The sequence below is a fragment of the Streptomyces sp. NPDC000345 genome, assembly GCF_042898825.1.
Taxonomy (GTDB): Bacteria; Actinomycetota; Actinomycetes; order Streptomycetales; family Streptomycetaceae; genus Streptomyces.
The window spans coordinates 71,172-92,156 of the sequence record NZ_JBIAZE010000018.1 but is presented as its reverse complement, the minus strand read 5'-3'; the positions used below and the strand labels follow the sequence as shown (position 1 = coordinate 92,156).

Genomic DNA, 20,985 nt, shown 5'->3' with positions numbered 1-20,985 from the left:
GTCCATAATGTGCGGGTGACCACCAACTCCCCTGCCCCCGGCCATGCTTCGGTCGTCATCCTCGGCGCGGGGCCCGCGGGACTGACCGTCGGCAACATCCTGCGGGCCGCGGCCGTCGACTGTGTCGTCCTGGAGACGGAGAGCCGTGCGTTCATCGAGCAGCGGCCGCGGGCCGGCGTCCTGGAGGAGTGGGCCGTCCGCGGTCTCCAGCAGCGCGGCCTGGCCGGGAACCTGCTGGCGCGGGCCCAGCGGCACACCGCCTGCGAGTTCCGCTTCGGCGGCGAGCGGTACCGCCTCTCCTACGCCGAACTGACGGGTCATCACCACTGGGTGTACCCGCAGCCGTTGCTGGTGACGGACCTCGTCCACGAGTACGTCGACGTGCGCGCCGGTGACGCCCGGTTCTCCGTGCGCGACGTCGAGCTGCACGACCTGGACTCCGCCCGCCCCGCGGTGTCGTACACCTGCCCGGAGACGGGTGAACGGCGTTTGCTGCACTGCGACTTCGTCGTCGGCGCCGACGGGGCGCGCGGGGTCAGCCGGAACGCGCTGCCGCCGGAGCACCTGCGGATCGCGCGGCACGACTACGGCGTCGCCTGGCTGGCCCTGCTCGCCGAGGCGCCGCCGTCCGCCGACTGCGTGGTGTTCGGCGTCCACCCCAACGGCTTCGCCGGGCACATGGCCCGCAGCCCCGAGGTGACCCGCTACTACCTCCAGTGTCCGCCCGGCGACGACCCGGACGACTGGCCCCACGACCGCGTCTGGTCCGAGCTGCACCAGCGCCTCGCGGGCGCGGGCGCCCCGCCGCTCACCGAGGGACCGCTGATCGAGAAGCGGGTGCTCGACATGCACGACTACGTGGTCGAACCGATGACGTACGGGCGGCTCTTCCTGGCCGGTGACGCGGCGCATCTCGTCGCACCGATCGCCGCCAAGGGCATGAACCTGGCTCTGCACGACGCGTTCCTGCTGGGCGACGCGCTGTGCGCCTGTCTCGACGGCGGGGACGGCGGAGGCCTGGACGGCTACTCGGAGCTGTGTCTGCGCCGGGTGTGGGACTACCAGGAGTTCTCGCAGTGGCTGTCGGAGGTCTACCACGGCACCGCGGCCGGGGACCCGTTCCGCGCGGGCACGGCCTTCGCCCGGCTGCGCCGCCTGTTCACCTCACCCGCCGCCGCGGCCGCCTTCGCCGAGCAGTACCTGGGAACCGCCGAGCACTACTGACGTGCCCTAGTCGTGCACCGGCTGGTCCCCGAGCCGGTGGTCGGCCACGTTCAGCGCCTCGTCCAGCAGGCGGCGCAGATGGCCGTCGGAGAGGGAGTAGATCACCCGGCGGCCCTCCTTGCGGGTCTGCACGAGTCCGGCCAGCCGCAGCCGGGCCAGGTGCTGACTGACCGCCGGCCGGGCGGCCCCGCACGCCTCCGTCAGTGTGGTCACGTCGGCCGCGCCGGAGGTCAGGGCGTGCAGCAGGGTGAGCCGGGTGCGGTCGCCGAGCAGGGCCAGCAGCTCGGCCGCGAGCGCGAACTGCTCCTCGCCGGGGGTGCGCGGGTGCACATGGTGCGCAGGTGACAGGTGCATGCGTGCGCTCATACGCACATAATGGCGGGGTGGGCGTACGCACGTCCACCCCGGCGCACCTGAAGGGACCGACGTGAGCGAGCAGCACGACCACCACCACGGTCACGACCACCCCCTCGGGGACGAGCACCGCCACCGGCACGGGCACCACCACGGGCCCGGGCATCCCCGCGGGCACGAACACCCCGACGGGCCCGACGCCCCTCAGGGACACGACCGCCGTCACGCCCCTGACCCCTCGTCCCACCGCCCCTCCGCCGGCCTCCGCCACCGCCTGGAGCACCTGCTCACCCCGCACTCCCACGAGACCGCCGACAAGCTCGACCGGGCCCTGGAGTCCTCGGCCCGGGGCATGCGCGCCCTGTGGGTCTCCCTGGCGGTGCTGGGCGTGACGGCCCTGGTCCAGGCGGTCGTGGTGGTGGTCTCGGGGTCGGTGGCCCTGCTCGGCGACACGGTGCACAACGCGGCGGACGCGCTGACCGCCGTACCGCTCGGCATCGCCTTCGTGCTCGGCCGGCGGGCGGCCACCCGCCGCTTCACGTACGGCTACGGGCGCGCCGAGGACCTGGCGGGTCTCGCGATCGTGCTGACCATCGCCGGGTCGGCGGTCTTCGCCGGCTGGACGGCGGTCGAGCGGCTTCTTCATCCCCGGCCGGTCGAACACCTCGGCGCCGTCGCGGTGGCCGCGCTGGCCGGCTTCGCGGGCAACGAGTGGGTGGCCCGGTACCGCATCCGCGTCGGCCGCTCGATCGGCTCGGCGGCGCTGGTGGCGGACGGGCTGCACGCGCGCACGGACGGCTTCACCTCACTGGCCGTGCTGGTGGGGGCGGGCGGTTCGGCGCTGGGGTGGCAGGCGGCCGACCCGGTCGTGGGACTGGTGATCACCGCGGCGATCGCGCTGGTGCTGCGGGACGCGGCGCGGGAGGTGTTCCGGCGGGTGCTGGACGCCGTGGACCCGGCCCTGGTCGACCGGGCCGAGCGGGCGCTGCGGGAGGTCGCAGGGGTGCACGGGGTGGGCGAGCTGCGGCTGCGCTGGATCGGGCACCGGCTGCGCGCCGAGGTGGCGGTCGTCGTGGACGGCGAGGCGACGGTACGCGAGGCGCACGCGATCGCCGTGAACGCGGAGCACGCGCTGCTGCACGCGGTCCCCCGGCTCACCGCGGCCCTGGTGCACGCGGACCCGGCGCCGGTGCCGGGCGAGGCGGATCCGCACCTGGCCCTCGCCCACCACACGGCGGCCTGAGCGGGGGCGTCAGACCCCCAGCCCCTCCAGCACGACCGCGCCCGGCAGTTCGGCCAGCGCCTTGCCCGGGACGAGCAGCTTGCCGCGCCGGCGCCCGCTGCCCACCAGGACGTACGGCAGGTCGACGACGCGGGAGTCCACCAGCACCGGCCAGGCGGCGGGCAGGCCGATCGGGGTGATGCCGCCGTACTCCATGCCGGTCTCCCCGACCGCCGTGTCCATCGGGGCGAACGAGGCCTTGCGGGCGCCCAGTTGACGGCGGACGGCGCCGTTGACGTCCACCCGGGTGGTGGAGAGGACGACACACGCGGCGAGGGTGGTCTCCCCGCCGCGCTTGCCCGCCACGACGACACAGTTCGCGGACCGCTCCAGCAGCTCCTGCCCGTAGTGCTCGACGAAGACCGCGGTGTCGGCCCACCGGGGGTCGGTGTCGACGTGGACGAGCTGTTCGGCGGGCACGCTGCCGCTCCAGTGGCGCACGGCGTCGGCGACCGGGCCGGTCAGCTCGTCGAGGCAGTCGGGGGCGGGGGCGGCGGTGTCGAAGTGTCCGATGGGTGCGCGCATGTCCGCACGCTGACAAGACCCGGCCGGGCGGGGCGGCGGTGTCTCAGTGCACGGGCGGCACGGACACGGTCAGCACCATCTCGGTCGGGACCTCGCCCCGATTGGCGTACGTATGGGCCGCGTTGGCCTCGAAAGTGACGCTCGCACCGGCCGGGACGCGGAACTCCGCGCCCTCGACGGTGAGGGTCAGCTCACCGGCCGTGACATGGGCGATCTCGACCGTGCCGGCCGGGTGCGGGTCGGAGCCGCTGCTCTCGCCGGGCATCAGCCTCCAGTCCCACATCTCCAGCGGGCCGGGCGCCTCCGTGCCCGCGAGGAGGCGGCTGTAGCTGCCCGCCTCGGTGTGCCACAGCCGGACCACCTGGTCGGCGGGGACGACGCGGACCTTGGGGCCCTGTTCGTAGTCGAGCAGGGTGGTGATGCTGATGCCGAGCGCGTCGCCGATCTTGACGACCGTGCCGAGGCTGGGGTTGGTGCGGGCCTGCTCGATCTGGATCAGCATGCCGCGGCTGACGCCCGCGCGGGCGGCGAGCGTGTCGAGGGTGAAGCCGCGCTCGGTGCGCCAGCGCTTGACGTTGCGCGCCAGGGACTGGGTCAGCAGGTCGAGGTCCGACACGTTCCGTCCAATTCCGTCCGTTCCCCTCCGGGCCAGGAGTCCAATATTCTGGATGCCGGGGTCCACTTCCATGAACTACGGTGGGGTGCACCTGATCGTGCACCGAACTGTACTGCGAGGGACCGTGACAGCACTCTTCGCCCTGGCCACCAGCCTGCTGTGGGGCCTGGCCGACTTCGGCGGCGGGCTGCTGACCCGTCGTGCCCCGGCCCTGACGGTGGTCGTCGTGTCGCAGTCGATCGCGGCGGTCGTCCTCGGCGCGGTCGTGGTCACCGGCGGCGGCTGGAGCGAGGCTGGGCCGCGCCTGTGGTTCGCGGTCGCCGCCGGTCTGGCCGGCCCGGTCGCCCTGCTCGCCTTCTACCAGGCGCTGGCGCTGGGCCCGATGGGTGTGGTCTCCCCGCTGGCCACCCTGAGCGTGGCCGTCCCGGTCTCGGTCGGGCTGTTCCTCGGCGAGCGCCCCGGGCTGGTCCAGGTCGCGGGCATCGCGGTCGCGGTCGCGGGCGTCGTCCTGGCGGGCGGTCCGCAGCTGCGCGGCGCGGCGGTCCAGCGGCGGGCCGTGCTGCTCACACTGGTCGCGGCGCTCGGCTTCGGCACGGTGTTCGTGCTGATCACCGAGGCGTCGACGACGGTCACCGGCCTGTTCCTCGCCCTCTTCGTGCAGCGCGTGACCAGTGCGGCGGTGGGCGGCGCCGTCCTGTACGCCACGGTCCGGCGCGGCACGCCCGCGCTCCCCGAGGGCGGACTGCCCCGGGCCGCGCTGCCGGCGTACGCCTTCGTGGGGCTCGCCGACGTCGCCGCCAACGGCACCTACGCGGTCGCCGCCCAGCACGGCCCGGTGACCGTGGCCGCCGTGCTCGCCTCCCTCTACCCCGTGGTGACCGCCCTGGCCGCGCGCGGCTTCCTGCGGGAGCGGCTGCGGGCCGTGCAGGCGGCGGGCGCGGGGCTGGCGCTGGTCGGCACGCTGCTGCTCGCGACCGGCTGAGTCAGCCCTCGGGCTCCAGCTGTGCCAGCTTCTCCACCGTCTCCTCGTCGAGGTCCGACAGCGCGACCAGCTGGTCCGGGGTGACCCCGTCCGGGATCGGCACCGGCGCCGGGGTGCGCAGCGGCGGCTGCCAGCCCTCGCCGGGAGTCCACCGTCGTACGACTCTGGCGGGCGCGCCCGCGACGACGGCGTGGTCGGGGACGGTCCCGCGCACCACGGCCCCCGCCGCGACCACGACGTTCCGCCCGATCCGCGCCCCCGGCAGGATCACCGCGCCGGTGCCGATCCAGCACCCGGGGCCGATCTCCACCGGCTCCATGCGCGGCCACTGCTTGCCGATGGGCTCGTGCGGATCGTCGTAGGAGTGGTTGGTGGAGGTGACGTAGACGTACGGACCGAAGTAGCAGTCGCTGCCGATGGTGACCGTCGTGTCGGCGATGACGTGGCTGCCCCGGCCCAGGACGACCCCGTCGCCGATGCGCAGGATCGGGTCCGGGCCCAGGTCGAGGTCGGGCATCAGACCGGCCGTCAGGGTGACCTGTTCGCCGACGATGCAGTGGGAGCCGAGGTGGATCCAGGGCTCGCCGAAGACGGTGCCGAGCGGGAAGGCGAGCCGGGTCGCCGGTCCGATCGAGCCGAAGCGCAGACGTCCGGGGTGCTCGGCGGTGACGGAGCCGGCGCGCTGCACCCAGGCCCAGCCCGCGTGGACGGCGCGCTGCGCGAGGCGGCCCCGCCAGGATGAGAACGTGTTCTTGCGCTTCGGCACCCGTTCACCGTACTCAGCGCCCGGTGCGGGGATACGGCCGCAGGCCTGTGATCTTCGCCCCACCGGGGTGGCGTACGGTGCGACGGTACGACGGACACGAGGAGACGGTGATGACGCACAGGGCGCTGATCGTGGGCATCGGCGGCAGGGAACCGAAGGTCGACGAGGAGGCGTTCGTGGCGCCGACGGCCTCGGTCGTCGGGGACGTGACGCTGGAGGCGGGGGCGAGCGTCTGGTACGGGGCGGTAGTGCGCGGTGACGTCGAGCGGATCACCGTCCGGCGCGACGCCAACATCCAGGACAACGTGACCCTGCACGCCGACCCCGGCTTCCCGGTCACCGTCGGCGAGCGGGTGTCCATCGGCCACAACGCGGTCGTGCACGGGGCGACCGTCGGGGACGACTGTCTGATCGGGATGGGGGCGACGGTGCTCAACGGGGCGGTGATCGGGGAGGGTTCGCTCGTCGCCGCGCAGGCGCTGGTCCCGCAGGGGATGGAGGTGCCACCCGGGTCGCTGGTGGCCGGGGTGCCGGCCAAGGTCAGGCGGGAGCTGACGGAGGAGGAGCGGCAGGGCGTCACCCTGAACGGCACCCTGTACGCGGAACTCGCGAAGGCTCACGGAGAGCTGCATCGCTGACCGCGGGTGCGGGGTGGCCGGCCGCGCGGTCCCCGGCGCCCCTCGGGGCGGGCCTCACTCCCCGGCGGGGACCGGCTCCGGTTCCTGCTGCGCGGCCTGGGCCTTCCTGGCCTTGCGCCGGATGACGAGGAAGGACGTGAGGCCGATCAGCACCGCCAGCACCAGCCCCAGCCAGGAGAACCTCTTCAGCCAGGACTCCGCGACCACCCCGACGTAGTAGATGACGGCCGTCGTCCCGCCCGCCCAGACGATCCCGCCCAGCACGTTGGCGATGAGGAACTTCCAGTACGGCATGTGCAGCACGCCCGCGAGCGGGCCGGCGAAGATGCGGAGCAGGGCGATGAAACGGCCGAAGAAGACGGCCCACATGCCCCACTTCTCGAAGGACCGCTCGGCCGTGGCGATGTGCGCCTCGCCGAAGTGCTTCGGGAACCTCTTGCCGAGCCAGGCCAGCAGCGGGCGCCCGCCCTTGCGGCCGATGGCGTAGCCGATCGAGTCACCGATCACGGCGCCCGCGGAGGCGACGGTGCCGAGGATGACGGGGTTGATGCCGCCGTGCTGGGAGGACAGCAGCGCGGCGGAGACCAGGATGATCTCGCCGGGCAGCGGGATGCCGAGGCTCTCCAGCCCGATGACCAGGCCGACCACGGCGTAGACGGCCGCCGCGGGCACCGTGTCGAGCCACTCCTGGACGTGCACCGGCGGTCCCTCCCCTTTGGCATTCCTTGAACGTCGCGTGCTGCCGGGAAGCCTACCGGGTCTGCCGGCCCCGGCCGGGATCCGTGGTGGAGCGGACTCCACCACGGATCGGGGGGTGCGGTCCCTCGTGACGGCGCCGCGGCCCGCGTGATCGTGGTCGGTGACCACAGCAGCGCGAAGCAGCAGCGAAGAAGGGACCCCTCCCATGCCCGTGAACCGTCGGCGCCGTCGCCGTACCGCCGTCATCTCCTCCGTCGCGGCGGCGGCCGCGCTGACCACCGGACTGCTCACCGGCTGCGAGTTCGGCGACCCGGCCGACTGCCTCTCGCACGCCGACGCCATCACGCGGACCGTCGCGGCGATCGACGAGGCCGGAGCGGACGCGACCGAGGACCCGTCGAGCGCCGAGGACTCCATCGCCACGATCGAGAAGAACCTCGACAAGATCGACGACGGCGCGGACGACACCGAGGTCGGCAAGGCGGTGAACGACCTCCACCGGGCGATACGGGACTACAACCAGGACATCCTCGACGGCCGCACACCGGACGCGAGCGGGATCGACAAGGCGGCCGCCGGTTTGAGGGACCTCTGCGCCTCCTAGTGCGGCGTCACAGGGGTACCTCGCGCCCGGGGCGTGCGGAGCGCGGGGCGGGAGTGTGTGCGGCCGGGCGTCGGGACGAACCCCTGCGGGGCGAACGTCGTCGGCCAGGGCACGGGCGTGCGGCCGGTTCCGCATCCGTACGGTTCAGCGGCCGAGTGCCGTCGTCACGTCCGCGACGGTGTCGGCGACCGCGTCGACGGGAGCCGGCAGGGGGTGGCGGTCCCCGGCCGGCTCGGGCGCTCCGCAGCAGCCGGTCTGGGCGATCCTCGTCTCGGCCCCCGAGGGCCGGGGAACCGTCCCGGACCCGCCCGGCGTGGGCTCGGTGGGCGCCGGGCCGGTGCCGCGGGAGAGCGGCGGGGCGGTGGGCGCCGCCGCCGGCTCCACCGGTGACCGCCCCTCAGGAACCGGCGTGGCCCGCGCCGCCCGCATCGCCCGCGCCACCGGCTCCACCGGTGACCGCCCCTCAGGAACCGACGTGGACCCCGTCCCCGCGCCGCCCGCATCGCCCGCGCCACCGGCTCCACCGGTGACCGCCCCTCAGGAACCGACGTGGACCCCGTCCCCGCGCCGCCCGCGCCGCCGGGCCTGCCGGTGCCGCCTGAATCGCCTGCGCCGCCGGGCCCGCCGGTGCCGGCCGTGTCGAACACCCAGCGGCGGCGCTCGGGACCGTCCCGTTGCGCGACCACGGCCTGCGCCCGGGCCCCCCGGTGCCGGGGGCCACGACCAGCTCTCCGCCCCCGCGCGGCAGCAGTTCACCGCGGACGGTCAGGCCGAAGAAGACCTCGCCGGAGTGCACCACGCAGCCGGCCGGCGCGGCCGGCGCCCGGCCGGTGTCGGCGGCCAGGCAGAGGGTGGGGGCGGCGGCGCTGCGCAGCGGCCCATCGTCCCGGTACGACCACTGTCGGGAGGCGGCCGAGGAGCAGTCCGCCAGGACGGCCGGCGCACCGGACCGGGCGCGAGCTACCCCTGTGACGCCGCACTAGGAGGCGCAGAGGTCTCTCAGCCTGGCGGCCGCCTTGGCGTTCCCGCTCGCGTCCGGTGTGCGGCCGTCGAGGCAGCGCCCCGTCTCCGGGCTGCGCAACCGCCCGTGGGCGACCTCCCCGGAGCGGGCGCCGGAGGCGGCCGAGGGCGAGGCGGAGGGCGGGCGGTCGTCGGCGCCCGGGCTGCTGGTGCCGCCGGCCGGCACGCCCCAGGTGGCGCGGGAGGCGGGGACACCGTTGTCGTCGGACCAGCCCTTGGCCACGAGGACGGTCGCCAGCAGGACGAGGGAGGTCAGGCCGACGCCGACGAGCACGGCCGTGGAGCGCCGCCCGCCCGGCAGGGCGAGCAGCCCGGCCGACGTCGTGCGATGGCGTCCGGTCGGGCGCGTCGGAGCGGGCCCGGCCGGGCGGCCGCCGGACGCGGTGCGGGCGGGGCGTGAGCCGAGGTAGCGGTGGGCTCCCCAGCCCAGAACGGTCTCGGCGAGCAGGGCGTCCAGCCCGCCGTCGAAGTGGCTGAGCTGTTCGGCGGCGTGCCGGCAGAAGCGGCAGTGCGCGAGATGCCTGCGGACATCGGGCAGCAGGGTTCCGCCGCGGCGCAGGGGAACGTCGAGGAGGCGGTTGTAGAAGCGGCATTCGGGGGTGGGCGCGAGTTCGCGGTGGGCGCGGACGCAGCCCGCCCGGAATTGCTCGCGGGCCTGTTCCAGTCCGGCCGTCGCCGTGATGTCGTCCACGCCCAGCAGAGCGGCCGGCACGGATATGGGTTCCGCCTCCACCTCGGTGTGCCACAGCAGGCATTGGGAGGCGGCCGGAAGCAAGGAGAAAGCGCGCTCGGCGAGCTGCCGCCTTTCGGGGGTGCCGGGCCGTGCGGCACGCAGGCCGCGGCCGCCGACGGTTTTGCGCAACTCCGGCAGGAAGGCGGAAAGTCCTTCGTTCCCGGCCCATTCCCGGACCGTGTTCCGCACGGCGATGAGGAGTTGGGGCCGCAGGGCCCCTCCCCCGTGCCCGTCGGCGAGCCGGGCGAACACCGTGTGGAACGCGGCGGCGGCCACGAGCCGCGCCGAGTCGCCGGTGTCGGCCAGGCAGACCGCCGCGTAGTCCTGGGCGGCCGGCCAGTGCCGGGCGAGCAGCAGGGCGACCGCGCGACCGGTTCCGTCACCCTGGGCCAGCCGGGCGATGAGGTGGGGGTCGGAATCGCCGGGGTGCCATCCGGGACGGGGCGGGTAAGGGGGTCGCGGGGGGTTCGGGGACTGCACGGAACCATTTCCTTCCAAGCCGACGGGACGTACGCGAATAGCGCGTCCGTCGGAAAGCAGGTGGCTGATTGGTGCGTACCTTTGACCTGGCCGGATGGGGACTACCGGCTCGGCCGCAAGGGGAGGCTCACCTTCGCACACGCGCATCACAGGAAACAAGGAGTCAGATCGACCCAAGTTCAAAGCGCGGGAATTCCAGATAAGTTACCGGCGGTATCCACACTCGCATTCGAAATGCGGCCGGACTCCGCGACTCAACTTGTGGACGAGCCAGGCCGGTTGGCACACGGAATCTGCAACTTACCGGCACCGGACGCGCTCCACAGGAATCTCCAATGCGGCTCTCGGGATACTCCCATCCCGTTCGTACAACATGATCCACATGAGTACCCCCCACTCCGCACCCACGGTCCGCAAGGCGGTCGTCCCGGCGGCGGGCCTCGGCACCCGCTTCCTGCCCGCGACGAAGGCCACCCCGAAGGAAATGCTGCCGGTCGTCGACAAGCCGGCCATCCAGTACGTCGTCGAGGAGGCCGCCGCGGCCGGTCTGGACGACATCCTGATGGTCACCGGCCGGCACAAGCGGGCCATCGAGGACCACTTCGACCACGCCTTCGAGCTGGAACAGGCTCTCGCGGCCAAGGGCGACACCGTACGGCTGGACGCGGTGCGCGACCCGGCCCGGCTCGCCGACATCCACCACATCCGGCAGGGCGACCCGCTCGGGCTCGGCCACGCGGTGCTGTGCGCCCGCCACCACGTCGGCGACCAGCCCTTCGCCGTCCTCCTGGGCGACGACCTCATCGACCCGCGCGACACCCTGCTCAGCCGGATGCTGGAGGTCCGCGACCGGCACGCCGGCAGCGTCGTCGCCCTGATGGAGGTCCCTCCGGAGCAGGTCCACCTCTACGGCTGCGCGGCCGTCGAACCGTCCGGCGAGGACGGCGTCGTACGGGTCACCGGACTGGTGGAGAAACCGTCGCGCGAGGTCGCGCCCAGCCGGTACGCCGTCATCGGGCGCTATGTCCTGGACCCGGCCGTCTTCGACGTCCTGGAACGCACCGGGCCCGGCCGCGGCGGCGAGATCCAGCTCACCGACGCCCTGCAGGAACTGGCCGCGGACGGCACGGTCCACGGCGTGGTCTTCTCCGGCCGCCGCTACGACACCGGCGACAAGGCCGACTACCTGCGCACGGTGGTCCGGCTGGCCTGCGACCGGCCCGACCTGGGACCGGAGTTCGTGGCCTGGCTCAAGGACTTCGTGGCGGAGCTGGAGAACGGCGGCACGACCGACCACGAGCAGCTCGCAGCCTGACGCCCCCGCCTCGCCGCCGGACCGTCTGCGACTGCGAGGGGCCGGGTGACGGCGGGGCCGGGACTGGCGGGAGCCCGGTGCCGGCGTACCCCCTCACCGCCGTACGGGCCCCTGACGCGTCGGTGTCGCTCAGCCGTTGGGGCGCAGTGTCCACACGACGGTCATCTCGCCGGTGACGGCGCCGTCGGCGCGGCGGATCTCGATCGCCACCGGGAACTCGGGGCGCTCCCCCGCGTCGAGCTGCGCGACGACCTCGGCGGCCGGGCGGCCCAGCGTCGCGGTGGCGGTGACGGGACCCATCGCGAGCTTCTTGTAGGCGATCTGGGCGCTGACGGCGAGCGGCACGGCGCGCGAGAGCTGGTCGCCGAACGCGGCCAGCACGATCGCGCCGCTGGCGGACTCACCGAGCGTGAACATCGCGCCGGCGTGCGGGCCGCCCACGTGATTGTGGTAGTCACTCTGGTCCGGCAGGGCGACGACGGCCCGGTCCCGGCTGGTCTCGAGGAAATCGAGGTTGAGGGTCCGGGCCATGGGCACCGTGGCGGCGAGCATCTCGCCGATGGACATCTGGTCTGCGCTCATGCCCGGATGTTACCCATGAGTAGCCTCGGCTGGCCAGGCCCGTGTGATGAATCGCCGTACGCCCGCCGCCCATGCGGATGTGGCCGGGAGAGCAACCGCCGGCCTGCGGCCCCAGCCGGCCTCCTCAGCCGAGCCCGTAGGAGCGGCCCCGGCTGTCAGCAGCCCGACCCCCGCACCCAGCAGCCGGCCGCCTCCTGGACCGCACCGACCATGACGGCCGCACCCCCCGCCACCCGGTGGGGGCCGGCGGACGAAGGCGGTGGCGATCACCGCGGCCGGCGCCGTGCTGGTGGCCGCCGGCTGACGGGCGCCGTACGGCTCGCTCCGCCGCGTCGGCCTCGGCGGACCCGAGCGGCACCGCGGCCGCGCAGCCGACCGTCGCCGGCTGGAAGGCCGTGGTGAACGCCGACCGGGGCATCGCCTTCGACGTACCGGCCGCGTGGGTCTTGGGCGCCTGCGCCCGGCCCGACCACACCCGCAATCCGGAGGATCATGGGCACAGTACGCGTGTACGAGCCCGCCGGCTCCTGATTCGGTACGGCCCTGACGAGGGGCGGTGACCCTACCGTGTCCCGGACGGCACTAGGGTTTCTCGCCATGTGGCCAGGAAACCAGCCGCCCGGGGGAGAGCAGAACCCGCAGGCGCAGAACAATCCGTACCAGCAGCCGGGATACCAGCAGCCGAATCCCTATCAGCAGCCCGGCTATCAGCAACCGGGGTACCAGCAGCCCAACCCCTATGCGCAGCAGCCGCAGTGGGGCACCCCGACCGCCGCGGGCGCGCCGCAGCCGCAGCCCGGTGGCGGGGGTGGGGGCAACCGCACCAAGGTGGTCGCGATCGTCGCGGCCACGGCCGTCGTCGTGACCGCCGGTGTCACCGGGTTCCTGGTGCTGGGCAGCGACGACGACAAGCCGGCCGAGGTGGCCAAGGGCAGCGCCTCGGCCTCGGCCTCCGCCTCCGCCTCGGCGTCCGCCTCCACCGGCACGGACGACAACCCGCGCGACGGCGAGGAGGAGCAGGCGACCGTCTCCGGCTGGAAGGTCGTGGTGAACCCCAAGTGGGGCCTCGCCTTCGACGTGCCGGCCGACTGGGAGGTCCAGAAGCCGGGCCTCGGCCAGGGCTTCGAGTGGGAGGACAAGGAGGAGCCCAGCGGATACGGCTCGATCCTGATGTCGGGCACCGCCGAGTACAAGTCCAAGTGGTGCGGCACGGACAGCGACAAGGACGGCAAGACGGACTACACACCGCTGGCGATGGCCGGCACCAAGGGTGCCGAAGGGGCCAAGAACACCGACGAGATCGCCCTCAACACCCCGGCGTGGTGGGTCTTCGGCGGTTACACCGAGCCGGACAAGAAGAGCATCAGCTACGACGAGAAGGCGACCGCCTTCACCACCGCGTCCGGCATCAAGGGCAGCTACGCCTGGGCCCAGTCGACGAACACGCCCCAGAAGGGCAAGTGCGACAGCGACGGCAAGGCGATCACGTTCGGCTTCAAGAACTCCCAGGGCGACTACGTGTCCTGGAACTGGTACGGGGCCAAGGGCGTGAAGGACGAGGTCCCGAAGGCCACGGTCCTGAAGATCCTGAGCACCGTGCGGTGGCACGGCGAGCCCACGGCGAACTGAGCGGACCAGCGGACCGCTTCCGACGGGCAATCCGGTTGGCAGACCGGGGCACGGGCGGGGACAGTCGGCAGGTGACCCCTTCCGCCGACACCCGCCGCCTGCGCGGACCCGCGTGGGCGGGCCGCAACTACAGCCTGCTGACCGCCGCCGCGTTCGTGACGAACCTGCCAGCCCTCCCGAGAGCGAGCGGGACGTGGTTCCGTAGGACCCGGGGTCCGGTCACGGGGGGCGGGCGGTTCAGCCGATGCCGAACGCCCCGTCCGGTGGCTCGGGTGACGGTACGGCGTCCTCGTCGCGCACCGGACGCGCGTCACCGATGAACCGCCGCAGCCCTGGGCCGTGTTCCACCCGGGCCGGGAAGGCGTCCGAGGCGGTACGGCGGGCCAGGGCGGTCACGTCGACGGGGTGGTGCGCGGCGACGAGGACCGCGTTGCCGAAGCGGCGGCCGCGCAGGACGGCCGGCTCGGCGATGAGCACGAGCTCTTCGAACACCGCCGCGAAGTTGGCCAGTTGGGACCGCAGGAAGGTGAAGGGCGCCGCGTCGGCGAGGTTGGCGAGGTACACGCCGTCGCCACGCAGGACCCGTTGGGCCTCTCGGGCGTAGGCGAGGGACGTCAGATGGGCGGGGACCCGGGAACCCCCGAAGACGTCGGCGACGAGCACGTCGGCGGAGTCGTCCGGGGCCGCCTCCAGCCAGGCCCGGGCGTCGGCCGGGTGCAGCGCGACACCGGCGCCGTCCGGGAGCGGCAGGTGCTCGACGACCAGTTCCAGCAGCCCCCGGTCGGCGTCGACGACGTCCTGGCGCGAGCCCGGCCGGGTCGCGGCCAGGTAGCGGGGCAGTGTGAGCGCCCCGCCGCCGAGATGCAGCACGTCCAGCGGGCGTCCCGCCTCGGCGACGGTGTCCAGGACATGCCCGAGCCGCCGCGCGTACTCGAACTCCAGATGCGTCGGCGCGTCCAGGTCCACGTACGACTGCGGCGCCCCGTCCACCGTCAGCAGCCAGGCCCGCTCCCGGTCGACGTCGGGCATCAGTTTGGCGGTGCCGTGGTCGACGGCGCGGGTGACGGGTATGGGCTCGTCGTTCACGTGCCCCATTGTGCCGGGAGGGAGCCGGTCCGACGCCCGCGTGGGGGCCCGCCGGGAGGGTGCGGGGAACCGCGCGGCCGGCCCCTGCCCGGCCCGCGGCCCCCGCACACCGCGGCCACGCTCACAGAACGGCGGTCACGGTCCCCGCCCCCACGGTCCGCCCGCCCTCACGGATGGCGAACCCGAGCCCCGCCTCCAGGGGCACCTCCCGCCCCAGTTCGACGGTCATCACCACGCGCTCCCCGGGCCTCGCCACCGCCGCCTCGCCCAGGTCCACGTCCCCCACGACGTCCGCCGTACGGATGTAGAACTGCGGCCGGTACCCGGTCGAGACAGGCGTCGTACGGCCCCCTTCACGCGCCGACAGCACATACACCTGCGCCGTGAAACGGCGGCTCGGACTGACGCTCCCCGGTGCCGCCACCACATGCCCCCGCCGGACGGCGTCCCGCGGCACGCCCCGCAGCAGCAGCGCCACGTTGTCCCCGGCCTGCGCCTCCCGCATCGGCTTCCCGAAGGTCTCGATCCCCGTCACCACGGTGTCGAGGCCGGCACCGAGCACGTGGACCGGCTCCCCCAGGCGCAGTGTCCCCCGTTCCACCGCACCGGTGACGACGGTCCCCCGCCCCGTGATGGTGAGGACGTTCTCCACGGGCAGCAGGAACGGCGCGTCCAGGTACCGCTCGGGCATCGGGACGTACGTGTCCACGGCGTCGAGCAGCGCGTCGATCGACGCGGTCCAGCGCGGGTCGCCCTCCAGGGCCCTCAGCCCCGAGACCCGTACGACGGGCGCGGCGTCGCCGCCGTAGCCGTGCTCGGTGAGCAGGTCGCGGACCTCCAGCTCGACCAGGTCGATGAGTTCCTCGTCGCCCGCGTCGGCCTTGTTGAGGGCGACCACGATGTGGTCGACGCCCACCTGCCGGGCGAGCAGGACGTGTTCGGCGGTCTGCGGCATGATCCCGTCGAGCGCGGAGACGACGAGGATCGCGCCGTCGAGCTGGGCGGCGCCGGTGACCATGTTCTTGACGTAGTCGGCGTGGCCCGGCATGTCGACGTGCGCGTAGTGCCGGGTGTCGGTCTCGTACTCGACGTGCGCGATGTTGATGGTGATGCCGCGCGCCGCCTCCTCGGGGGCGCGGTCGATGCGGTCGAAGGGCACGAAGGTGCCGGCGCCCCGGTCGGCGAGGACCTTGGTGATGGCGGCGGTCAGGGTGGTCTTGCCATGGTCGACGTGCCCCATGGTGCCGATGTTCACGTGCGGCTTGGTGCGTACGTACGCGGTCTTGGGCATGGCTGTACCTCGCAGCGTCTGCGTGGAAGATCTCCGGCGGGAGACGGGGACCCCGGGAACCGCCCGACCCTCCCCCTGCGGGGTCCGCCGGGCGATCCGGGGAGGGTCAGCTTCGGGCGCCGTCGACGGCGGCCAGGAACAGCGGGACGGCAGCCTTCGGGGCATCCGCGACGGCGGATGCTGCGACGACGAAGGCGAACCGGAACATGGTGCCGATCATTGCCGACGGTTCGTTCGGTGTCGAATGGTTTTTGGCGGCCCCCCGACGACGGGGCTCCCCGCCGGCGGCCCGTAATCGACTTGAACGGGCGCCGGGTGGCCGTGGCATGTTTGCGCGGTGATGCTTGAGCTGTCCCCGCGCCATCTGAGCTGGGACGAGGTGGATCCCGCCCGTCATCCCTTCGACGGCGCGTCGGCGGCGCGGGTGGTGCACGCGCTCGGCCCGGCCCGGCGGGTGCCACGCCGCCCCGACGTCTCGTCCGCCGGCCCGGCGGGGTACGACTGGGTCTGGGACGGGGCCCGGCCCTGGGCCGACGCCGTGTCGCACGCCCTCGTCGAACATTACGGCCGCTGGGCCGCGGGCTGGCGCTGGGCGCACGACGAGGGGGACTTCGACGGGGGGCCGGTCGGGAGCTGGTGCTGTCCTTCGCACTCGGTCACCACTCCGCACGAGACGCTCGGCCGTGTCGTCGCGGGGCTGTGCGAGTGGCGCGCGTGGCTGGAGAGTCTCGCCGGGTGGTTCGAGGCGTACCCGCTGGACCTGGCGTCGGTCGAGGACCAGCGCATCCTGTGGGAGTGCGCCGCCCGCAACCTGATCCTGCAGGTGACCGACCGCACCGGCTGCGGCAGCGGCTGGTACGGGCACTGCCACCAGGTGCTCACCTGGTTCCTCGGCCGCTGGGGAGTCGCGCCCGACCACGCGGAGAAGCTGGTCGCCCGAGCCATCGGGGGGCGCTTCCGGAGCTGGACCGGCCCCGACAGACCGCTGCTGGACGACGTCGCCGAGCAGCTGGCGCTGTCCCTGCGGCCGGGCGACGGCGTGTGGTCCGCCGGGCCCGCGCGCGACCACCTGCGAGCCTGGCTCGCGGTGCGTGAGGACGTGCCCTGGCCACAGGCGCCGGACGGTGGTGACGCGGCGGGACCGGTGACACCGTCGTGCGACGGCGCCGCGGAGGACATCCGCGCCTTCGACGGCGCGCTGGACCCCGCCCGCGCCGAAGGCATGCTCGCCGCTCTGGAGCTGGTCCGGGCCGACGCGGCGCGCGGCGCCCCGCTCGACTTCGAACTGCTGCGCGGCTGGCAGCGGCACGTCCTGGGCACGGCGCAGCCGCCGCCCTTCCGCAGCCTGCCCGCCTTCGCCAAGGAGGGCCGGGAACGGTACGGGATCGGTCCGGACACCCGGGCGCGCCTCGACGCGTGCCTGGCCGAGAGCGCACCGGACGGTGGCCGGCCCGCCTCCCTGACCGCGCGCGCCGCCCGCGCGTATCTGGACGTCTGCTTCTTCCATCCCTTCGACGACGGCAACGCCCGGTCCGCCGTTCTCGCCCTGGTCTTCGTCCTCGCCCGCGAGGGCGTCGCGCTCGACAAGGTGTTCCTGCTCCGCCGCATCGCCTTCCAGGCCGACGACCCCCAGGACGCGCTGATCCTGACCCGGTACATCGACACGCATCTGGCGGAGTCCCGCCGGAGCCGGCCCACGGCCTAGCCGGCGGTCCCGATGTTCTTCAGCGCCTCACGCACCGTCAGCGGCGCGAACCGTCCCCGCTCGCGGGCGAGGAAGGCGCGGACCGCCTCCGGGTCGGTCTTGGCGTACTCCCGCAGACACCAGCCGATCGCCTTGCGGACGAAGAAGTCCGGGTGGCCGGACTGGCGCAGGCAGTAGGCGAAGAGGCGCTCGGCGTCGGTGCGGTCCTTGTAGCGGAGCTGGTGCAGCAGGGCGGTGCGCGCGACCCACAGGTCCTCGTCGGCGATCCACAGGTCCATGGTGGCGGTGAGGCGGGGGTCGGCCGCGACGAGGGCTCCGACGACATGCGCGGCGAGCAGGTCGACCGTGTCCCACCAGGAGGTCGTGGTGATCAGCCGGTGGGCCACCGGAAGGAACGCCGACGAGCAGCGGCCCGCGTGGCGGCGCAGGTAGTCGACGGCGAAGTAGTGGTACTCGCGCTGCGGCAGTGCCCAGCAGCGCAGGGCGACGGCCGTGCAGTCGGCCTCGTCGGGGCGGGGTGTGCCCGCGAGGACGGTGCGGGACAGGGCGCGGCGTTCGGGCGTGGGGAGGCCGAGGAAGGGGGCCACGTCCTTCATGTACGCCTGCATGACAGCCGCCTTGGCGGGGTCGGCCGCGCCCGCGTACACGGCGGTCAGGCGCTCCAGCACGGTGTCGGCGAGGGCGCTGTGCGGCACGTCGAGGGGGCCCGCGCCTGTGCCGGTCATGAGACGAACCATACGGCGATCACACATGTCCGTCCGTTAGTGTCGCGGGATGCTCGATGCCACCACCCGCTCTGGGGGCACCGCCACGGCCTCTCCCCGGGCCGCCGCCACGGAGTTCCTCGTTCCCGTGCCCGTCGTCCCCCTGCCCGCCGCCCCCGTACCCGCCGCCGCGGCGCCCGCCCGTCCCCTGGCGCGCCTCGGCAGAGTGCTGCTGTCGCCCTGGTCCCGGTTCTCGCTGCTGGTCGCGCTGCTGGCGGCGGCCGGTGCGAGCGTGCTGCTGTTCGAGCCGCAGAAGCTCCTCGCCGAAGGCTGGCCACCGCAGGTGGGCGGTGCGACCGCGGCCGCCGTGTTCGCGGTGGCGTACGGGCTGTGCACCGTGGCGTTCGTGCCGCGGCCGCTGCTGAACCTGGCCGCGGGCGCGCTGTTCGGCTCGGCGATGGGTCTGACCACGGCGCTGGCGGGCACGGTCCTGGGCGCCGGACTCGCCTTCGGCCTCGGCCGTGTGCTGGGCCAGGACGCTCTGCGGCCCCTGCTGCGCGGACGGCTGCTGAAGGCGGCGGACGGTCAGCTGAGCCGGCACGGGCTGCGCTCGATGCTGGCGGCGCGGCTGTTTCCCGGGCTGCCGTTCTGGGGCGTCAACTACTGCGCGGCCGTCTCCCGGATGGGCTGGGTGTCCTTCCTGGTCGCGACGGCGCTGGGCTCGATCCCTAACACGGCGGCCTATGTCGTCGCCGGGGCCCGTGCCTCGGCCCCGACCTCGCCGCTCTTCCTGATCGCCCTGGCGTGCATCGCCCTGCCGATGGTGGCGGGCGCGGTGATGGCCTGGCGCAAGCGCCACCACCTGCGCAAGCCGTAAATCCCGGGCTCCTGGGGCTGCCGGCGCCTGTCGCGAGCCCCCGTCCTAGACGCCTTCCAGGATCATCGCGTTCGCCAGGCCGCCCGCCTCGCACATCGTCTGCAGGGCGTAGCGGGCGCCCCGTTCGCGCATCGCGTGGACGAGGGTCGTCGTCAGGCGGGTGCCGCTCGCGCCGAGCGGATGGCCGAGCGCGATCGCGCCGCCGTGCACGTTGACCTTGGCGAGGTCGGCGCCGGTCTCCTGGTGCCAGGCCAGGACGACGCTGGCGAACGCCTCGTTGACCTCGAACAGGTCGATGTCGTCGAGGCGCAGACCGGCCCTGCGCAGCACCTTCTCGGTCGCCGGGATCACGCCGGTGAGCATCAGCAGCGGGTCGGAGCCGGTGACGGCGAAGCTGTGCAGCCGGGCGAGCGGGCGCAGGCCGAGCCGGGCCGCGGTCTCGCCGGACGTGATGAGCACCGCCGAGGCGCCGTCGTTGACGGGACTGGCGTTGCCGGCCGTGACGGTCCACTCGATCTGGGGGAAGCGTTCGGCGAACACCGGGTCGTGGTAGGCGGGCTTGAGCCCGGCGAGGATCTCGGGGGTGCTGCCGGGCCGTACGCACTCGTCGCGCGCGACCCCGTCCAGCGGTGCGACCTCGGCGTCGAAGAGGCCCGTGCGCCAGGCGTCGGCGGCCCGGTGGTGCGAGGACACGGCGAAGGCGTCCAGCCGCTCCCGGGTGAGGGACCACTTGGCGGCGATGAGTTCGGCGCTGATGCCCTGCGGGACGAGCCCGTCCGGGTAGCGCTCGGCGACGCCGGGACCGAAGGGGTCCTTGCCGGGCGGCACGTTCGACCACATCGGCACACGGCTCATCGACTCGACCCCGCAGGCGACGACGAGGTCGTAGGCGCCGGACATGACCCCCTGCGCCGCGAAGTGCACGGCCTGCTGGGAGGAGCCGCACTGCCGGTCCACCGTGGTCGCGGGGACCGTCTCCGGGAAGCCCGCCGACAGGAGGGCGTAGCGGGTGGTGTTCATGGCCTGTTCGCCGACCTGGTCGACGGTGCCGCCGATGACGTCGTCGATCAGCGCGGGGTCGACGCCGGAGCGCTCGACGAGGGCGCGCAGGGTGTGGGCGAGGAGTTCGACGGGATGGACGTGCGCGAGGGAGCCGTTCGGCTTGCCCTTGCCGATGGGGGTGCGTACGGCTTCGACGATGACTGCGTCACGCATGTGCGGGCCTCCGCGACTACTGGTGAGTAGGAAATCCGAACTCACCGTAGACCAGCGAGTTGGAAAATCCAACCCACTAAGGTTGGATTTTCCAACCCTCCCCTAGACTGATCCGCATGGCCGCCTCCAAGGACTCCCGACAGCCGCGCCCCTGCTCGATCGCCGACACCCTCGCCCTCGTCGGCGAGAAGTACTCCCTGCTCGTCCTGCGGGAGGTGTGCCTCGGCAACGGCCGCTTCGACCAACTGGTGCGCAACATCGGCGCCCCGCGCGACATCCTGGCCACCCGGCTGCGCCGCCTCGTCGACGCCGGCATCCTCACCAAGCGCGCCTACAGCGAGCGTCCGCAGCGCTTCGAGTACCGGCCCACGCAGGCGGGCCTGGAGCTGGAGCCGGTCCTGATGACCCTCATGGCGTGGGGCGACCGCCACCTCCGTGACGACGACGACCGCCCCATGGTGATCGAGCACGTCTGCGGCAACGAACTGGTCCCGGTGGTCACCTGCTCGTCCTGCGGCGACGCGGTCCGCCACGAGGATCTCAGCGCCCACCCGCAGGTACCGGGCTGGACGGTGGCGGGACCGACGGCGGCTTAGCCCGGCGGGCGGGCGGGCCCGGCCCGGCGCCCGCGGGCCCGGAGACGTGCGGCCCGGAGACG

The 20,985-nt window shown here is 73.7% G+C and carries 22 protein-coding genes; 10 read left to right on the top strand and 12 right to left on the bottom strand.

The features are described 5' to 3' along the window. Positions 1-15: 15 nt before the first annotated feature. Positions 16-1,224 carry a 4-hydroxybenzoate 3-monooxygenase gene (locus ACFY30_RS33135; RefSeq protein WP_390848836.1) on the top strand — a complete coding sequence of 403 codons (1,209 nt, stop codon included), beginning with the start codon at positions 16-18 and terminating at the stop codon, positions 1,222-1,224. 6 nt (positions 1,225-1,230) lie between these two features. On the opposite strand, the gene ACFY30_RS33130 is transcribed toward ACFY30_RS33135, so the two are convergent. Further along, complete coding sequence (locus ACFY30_RS33130; protein ID WP_390657238.1) at positions 1,231-1,590, bottom strand: ArsR/SmtB family transcription factor; 360 nt, start codon at positions 1,588-1,590, stop codon at positions 1,231-1,233. Positions 1,591-1,651: 61 nt separating this feature from the next. Between ACFY30_RS33130 and ACFY30_RS33125 the strand changes: the two genes are divergently transcribed. Continuing rightward, positions 1,652-2,821, top strand: coding sequence for a cation diffusion facilitator family transporter (locus tag ACFY30_RS33125; RefSeq protein WP_390848835.1), 1,170 nt, complete (start codon positions 1,652-1,654; stop codon positions 2,819-2,821). A 9-nt stretch (positions 2,822-2,830) separates the two neighbouring features. Here the strand turns inward: ACFY30_RS33125 and ACFY30_RS33120 are convergent, their stop codons facing one another. Together ACFY30_RS33120 and ACFY30_RS33115 are read right to left on the bottom strand one after the other, a co-directional pair. Continuing rightward, positions 2,831-3,385 carry a YbaK/EbsC family protein gene (locus ACFY30_RS33120; protein WP_390848834.1) on the bottom strand — a complete coding sequence of 185 codons (555 nt, stop codon included), beginning with the start codon at positions 3,383-3,385 and terminating at the stop codon, positions 2,831-2,833. Positions 3,386-3,428: 43 nt separating this feature from the next. Then, positions 3,429-4,001, bottom strand: coding sequence for a helix-turn-helix domain-containing protein (locus ACFY30_RS33115; RefSeq protein ID WP_390657235.1), 573 nt, complete (start codon positions 3,999-4,001; stop codon positions 3,429-3,431). 124 nt (positions 4,002-4,125) lie between these two features. Between ACFY30_RS33115 and ACFY30_RS33110 the strand changes: the two genes are divergently transcribed. Continuing rightward, the gene (locus ACFY30_RS33110) at positions 4,126-4,983 is read left to right on the top strand and encodes an EamA family transporter (RefSeq protein WP_390848833.1); all 858 of its coding nucleotides are present in this window, start codon (positions 4,126-4,128) and stop codon (positions 4,981-4,983) included. 1 nt (position 4,984) lies between these two features. Here ACFY30_RS33110 and ACFY30_RS33105 read toward each other — a convergent pair whose 3' ends face one another. Continuing rightward, complete coding sequence (locus tag ACFY30_RS33105; protein WP_390848832.1) at positions 4,985-5,749, bottom strand: acyltransferase; 765 nt, start codon at positions 5,747-5,749, stop codon at positions 4,985-4,987. Positions 5,750-5,859: 110 nt separating this feature from the next. Here ACFY30_RS33105 and ACFY30_RS33100 point away from each other — a divergent pair, with 110 nt between their 5' ends. Beyond that, positions 5,860-6,387, top strand: a complete 528-nt coding sequence (locus ACFY30_RS33100; protein ID WP_390848831.1) for a gamma carbonic anhydrase family protein — start codon at positions 5,860-5,862, stop codon at positions 6,385-6,387. A 54-nt stretch (positions 6,388-6,441) separates the two neighbouring features. On the opposite strand, the gene ACFY30_RS33095 is transcribed toward ACFY30_RS33100, so the two are convergent. Beyond that, positions 6,442-7,086 (bottom strand): DedA family protein, encoded by a 645-nt coding sequence (locus tag ACFY30_RS33095; RefSeq protein ID WP_390848830.1) that lies wholly within the window; start codon positions 7,084-7,086, stop codon positions 6,442-6,444. Positions 7,087-7,291: 205 nt separating this feature from the next. Between ACFY30_RS33095 and ACFY30_RS33090 the strand changes: the two genes are divergently transcribed. After that, complete coding sequence (locus ACFY30_RS33090) at positions 7,292-7,690, top strand: hypothetical protein (protein WP_390848829.1); 399 nt, start codon at positions 7,292-7,294, stop codon at positions 7,688-7,690. Positions 7,691-7,834: 144 nt separating this feature from the next. Here the strand turns inward: ACFY30_RS33090 and ACFY30_RS33085 are convergent, their stop codons facing one another. After that, positions 7,835-8,074, bottom strand: coding sequence for a hypothetical protein (locus tag ACFY30_RS33085; protein WP_390848828.1), 240 nt, complete (start codon positions 8,072-8,074; stop codon positions 7,835-7,837). Between the two features lie 595 nt (positions 8,075-8,669). Continuing rightward, a complete protein-coding gene (locus ACFY30_RS33080; RefSeq protein ID WP_390848827.1) occupies positions 8,670-9,923 on the bottom strand; it encodes a hypothetical protein in 1,254 nt (417 codons plus the stop codon). 382 nt (positions 9,924-10,305) lie between these two features. On the opposite strand from ACFY30_RS33080, the gene galU reads away from it, so the two are divergent. Next, complete coding sequence (gene galU, locus ACFY30_RS33075) at positions 10,306-11,238, top strand: UTP--glucose-1-phosphate uridylyltransferase GalU (RefSeq protein WP_390848826.1); 933 nt, start codon at positions 10,306-10,308, stop codon at positions 11,236-11,238. A 129-nt stretch (positions 11,239-11,367) separates the two neighbouring features. Here galU and ACFY30_RS33070 read toward each other — a convergent pair whose 3' ends face one another. After that, entirely contained in the window at positions 11,368-11,805 is a 438-nt protein-coding gene (locus ACFY30_RS33070) for a DUF4442 domain-containing protein (protein WP_390848914.1), read from the bottom strand. Positions 11,806-12,417: 612 nt separating this feature from the next. On the opposite strand from ACFY30_RS33070, the gene ACFY30_RS33065 reads away from it, so the two are divergent. Next, the gene (locus ACFY30_RS33065; protein ID WP_390848825.1) at positions 12,418-13,449 is read left to right on the top strand and encodes a hypothetical protein; all 1,032 of its coding nucleotides are present in this window, start codon (positions 12,418-12,420) and stop codon (positions 13,447-13,449) included. Between the two features lie 237 nt (positions 13,450-13,686). Here the strand turns inward: ACFY30_RS33065 and ACFY30_RS33060 are convergent, their stop codons facing one another. Next, positions 13,687-14,544 (bottom strand): spermidine synthase, encoded by an 858-nt coding sequence (locus tag ACFY30_RS33060; RefSeq protein ID WP_390848824.1) that lies wholly within the window; start codon positions 14,542-14,544, stop codon positions 13,687-13,689. Between the two features lie 112 nt (positions 14,545-14,656). Beyond that, positions 14,657-15,826: an elongation factor Tu gene (gene tuf, locus ACFY30_RS33055; RefSeq protein WP_390848823.1), complete on the bottom strand. Its 1,170-nt coding sequence runs from the start codon at positions 15,824-15,826 to the stop codon at positions 14,657-14,659. A gap of 340 nt (positions 15,827-16,166) precedes the next feature. Between tuf and ACFY30_RS33050 the strand changes: the two genes are divergently transcribed. Next, entirely contained in the window at positions 16,167-17,531 is a 1,365-nt protein-coding gene (locus tag ACFY30_RS33050; protein ID WP_390848913.1) for a cell filamentation protein Fic, read from the top strand. Here ACFY30_RS33050 and ACFY30_RS33045 read toward each other — a convergent pair. Further along, complete coding sequence (locus tag ACFY30_RS33045) at positions 17,528-18,256, bottom strand: DNA alkylation repair protein (protein ID WP_390848822.1); 729 nt, start codon at positions 18,254-18,256, stop codon at positions 17,528-17,530. The two genes, ACFY30_RS33050 and ACFY30_RS33045, sit on opposite strands and share 4 nt — an antisense overlap. A 49-nt stretch (positions 18,257-18,305) precedes the next feature. Here ACFY30_RS33045 and ACFY30_RS33040 point away from each other — a divergent pair, with 49 nt between their 5' ends. Continuing rightward, positions 18,306-19,112, top strand: a complete 807-nt coding sequence (locus ACFY30_RS33040; RefSeq protein ID WP_390848821.1) for a TVP38/TMEM64 family protein — start codon at positions 18,306-18,308, stop codon at positions 19,110-19,112. A gap of 45 nt (positions 19,113-19,157) precedes the next feature. On the opposite strand, the gene ACFY30_RS33035 is transcribed toward ACFY30_RS33040, so the two are convergent. Beyond that, complete coding sequence (locus tag ACFY30_RS33035) at positions 19,158-20,327, bottom strand: thiolase family protein (RefSeq protein WP_390848820.1); 1,170 nt, start codon at positions 20,325-20,327, stop codon at positions 19,158-19,160. A gap of 116 nt (positions 20,328-20,443) precedes the next feature. On the opposite strand from ACFY30_RS33035, the gene ACFY30_RS33030 reads away from it, so the two are divergent. Beyond that, the gene (locus tag ACFY30_RS33030) at positions 20,444-20,923 is read left to right on the top strand and encodes a winged helix-turn-helix transcriptional regulator (protein ID WP_390848819.1); all 480 of its coding nucleotides are present in this window, start codon (positions 20,444-20,446) and stop codon (positions 20,921-20,923) included. Positions 20,924-20,985 lie beyond the last annotated feature (62 nt).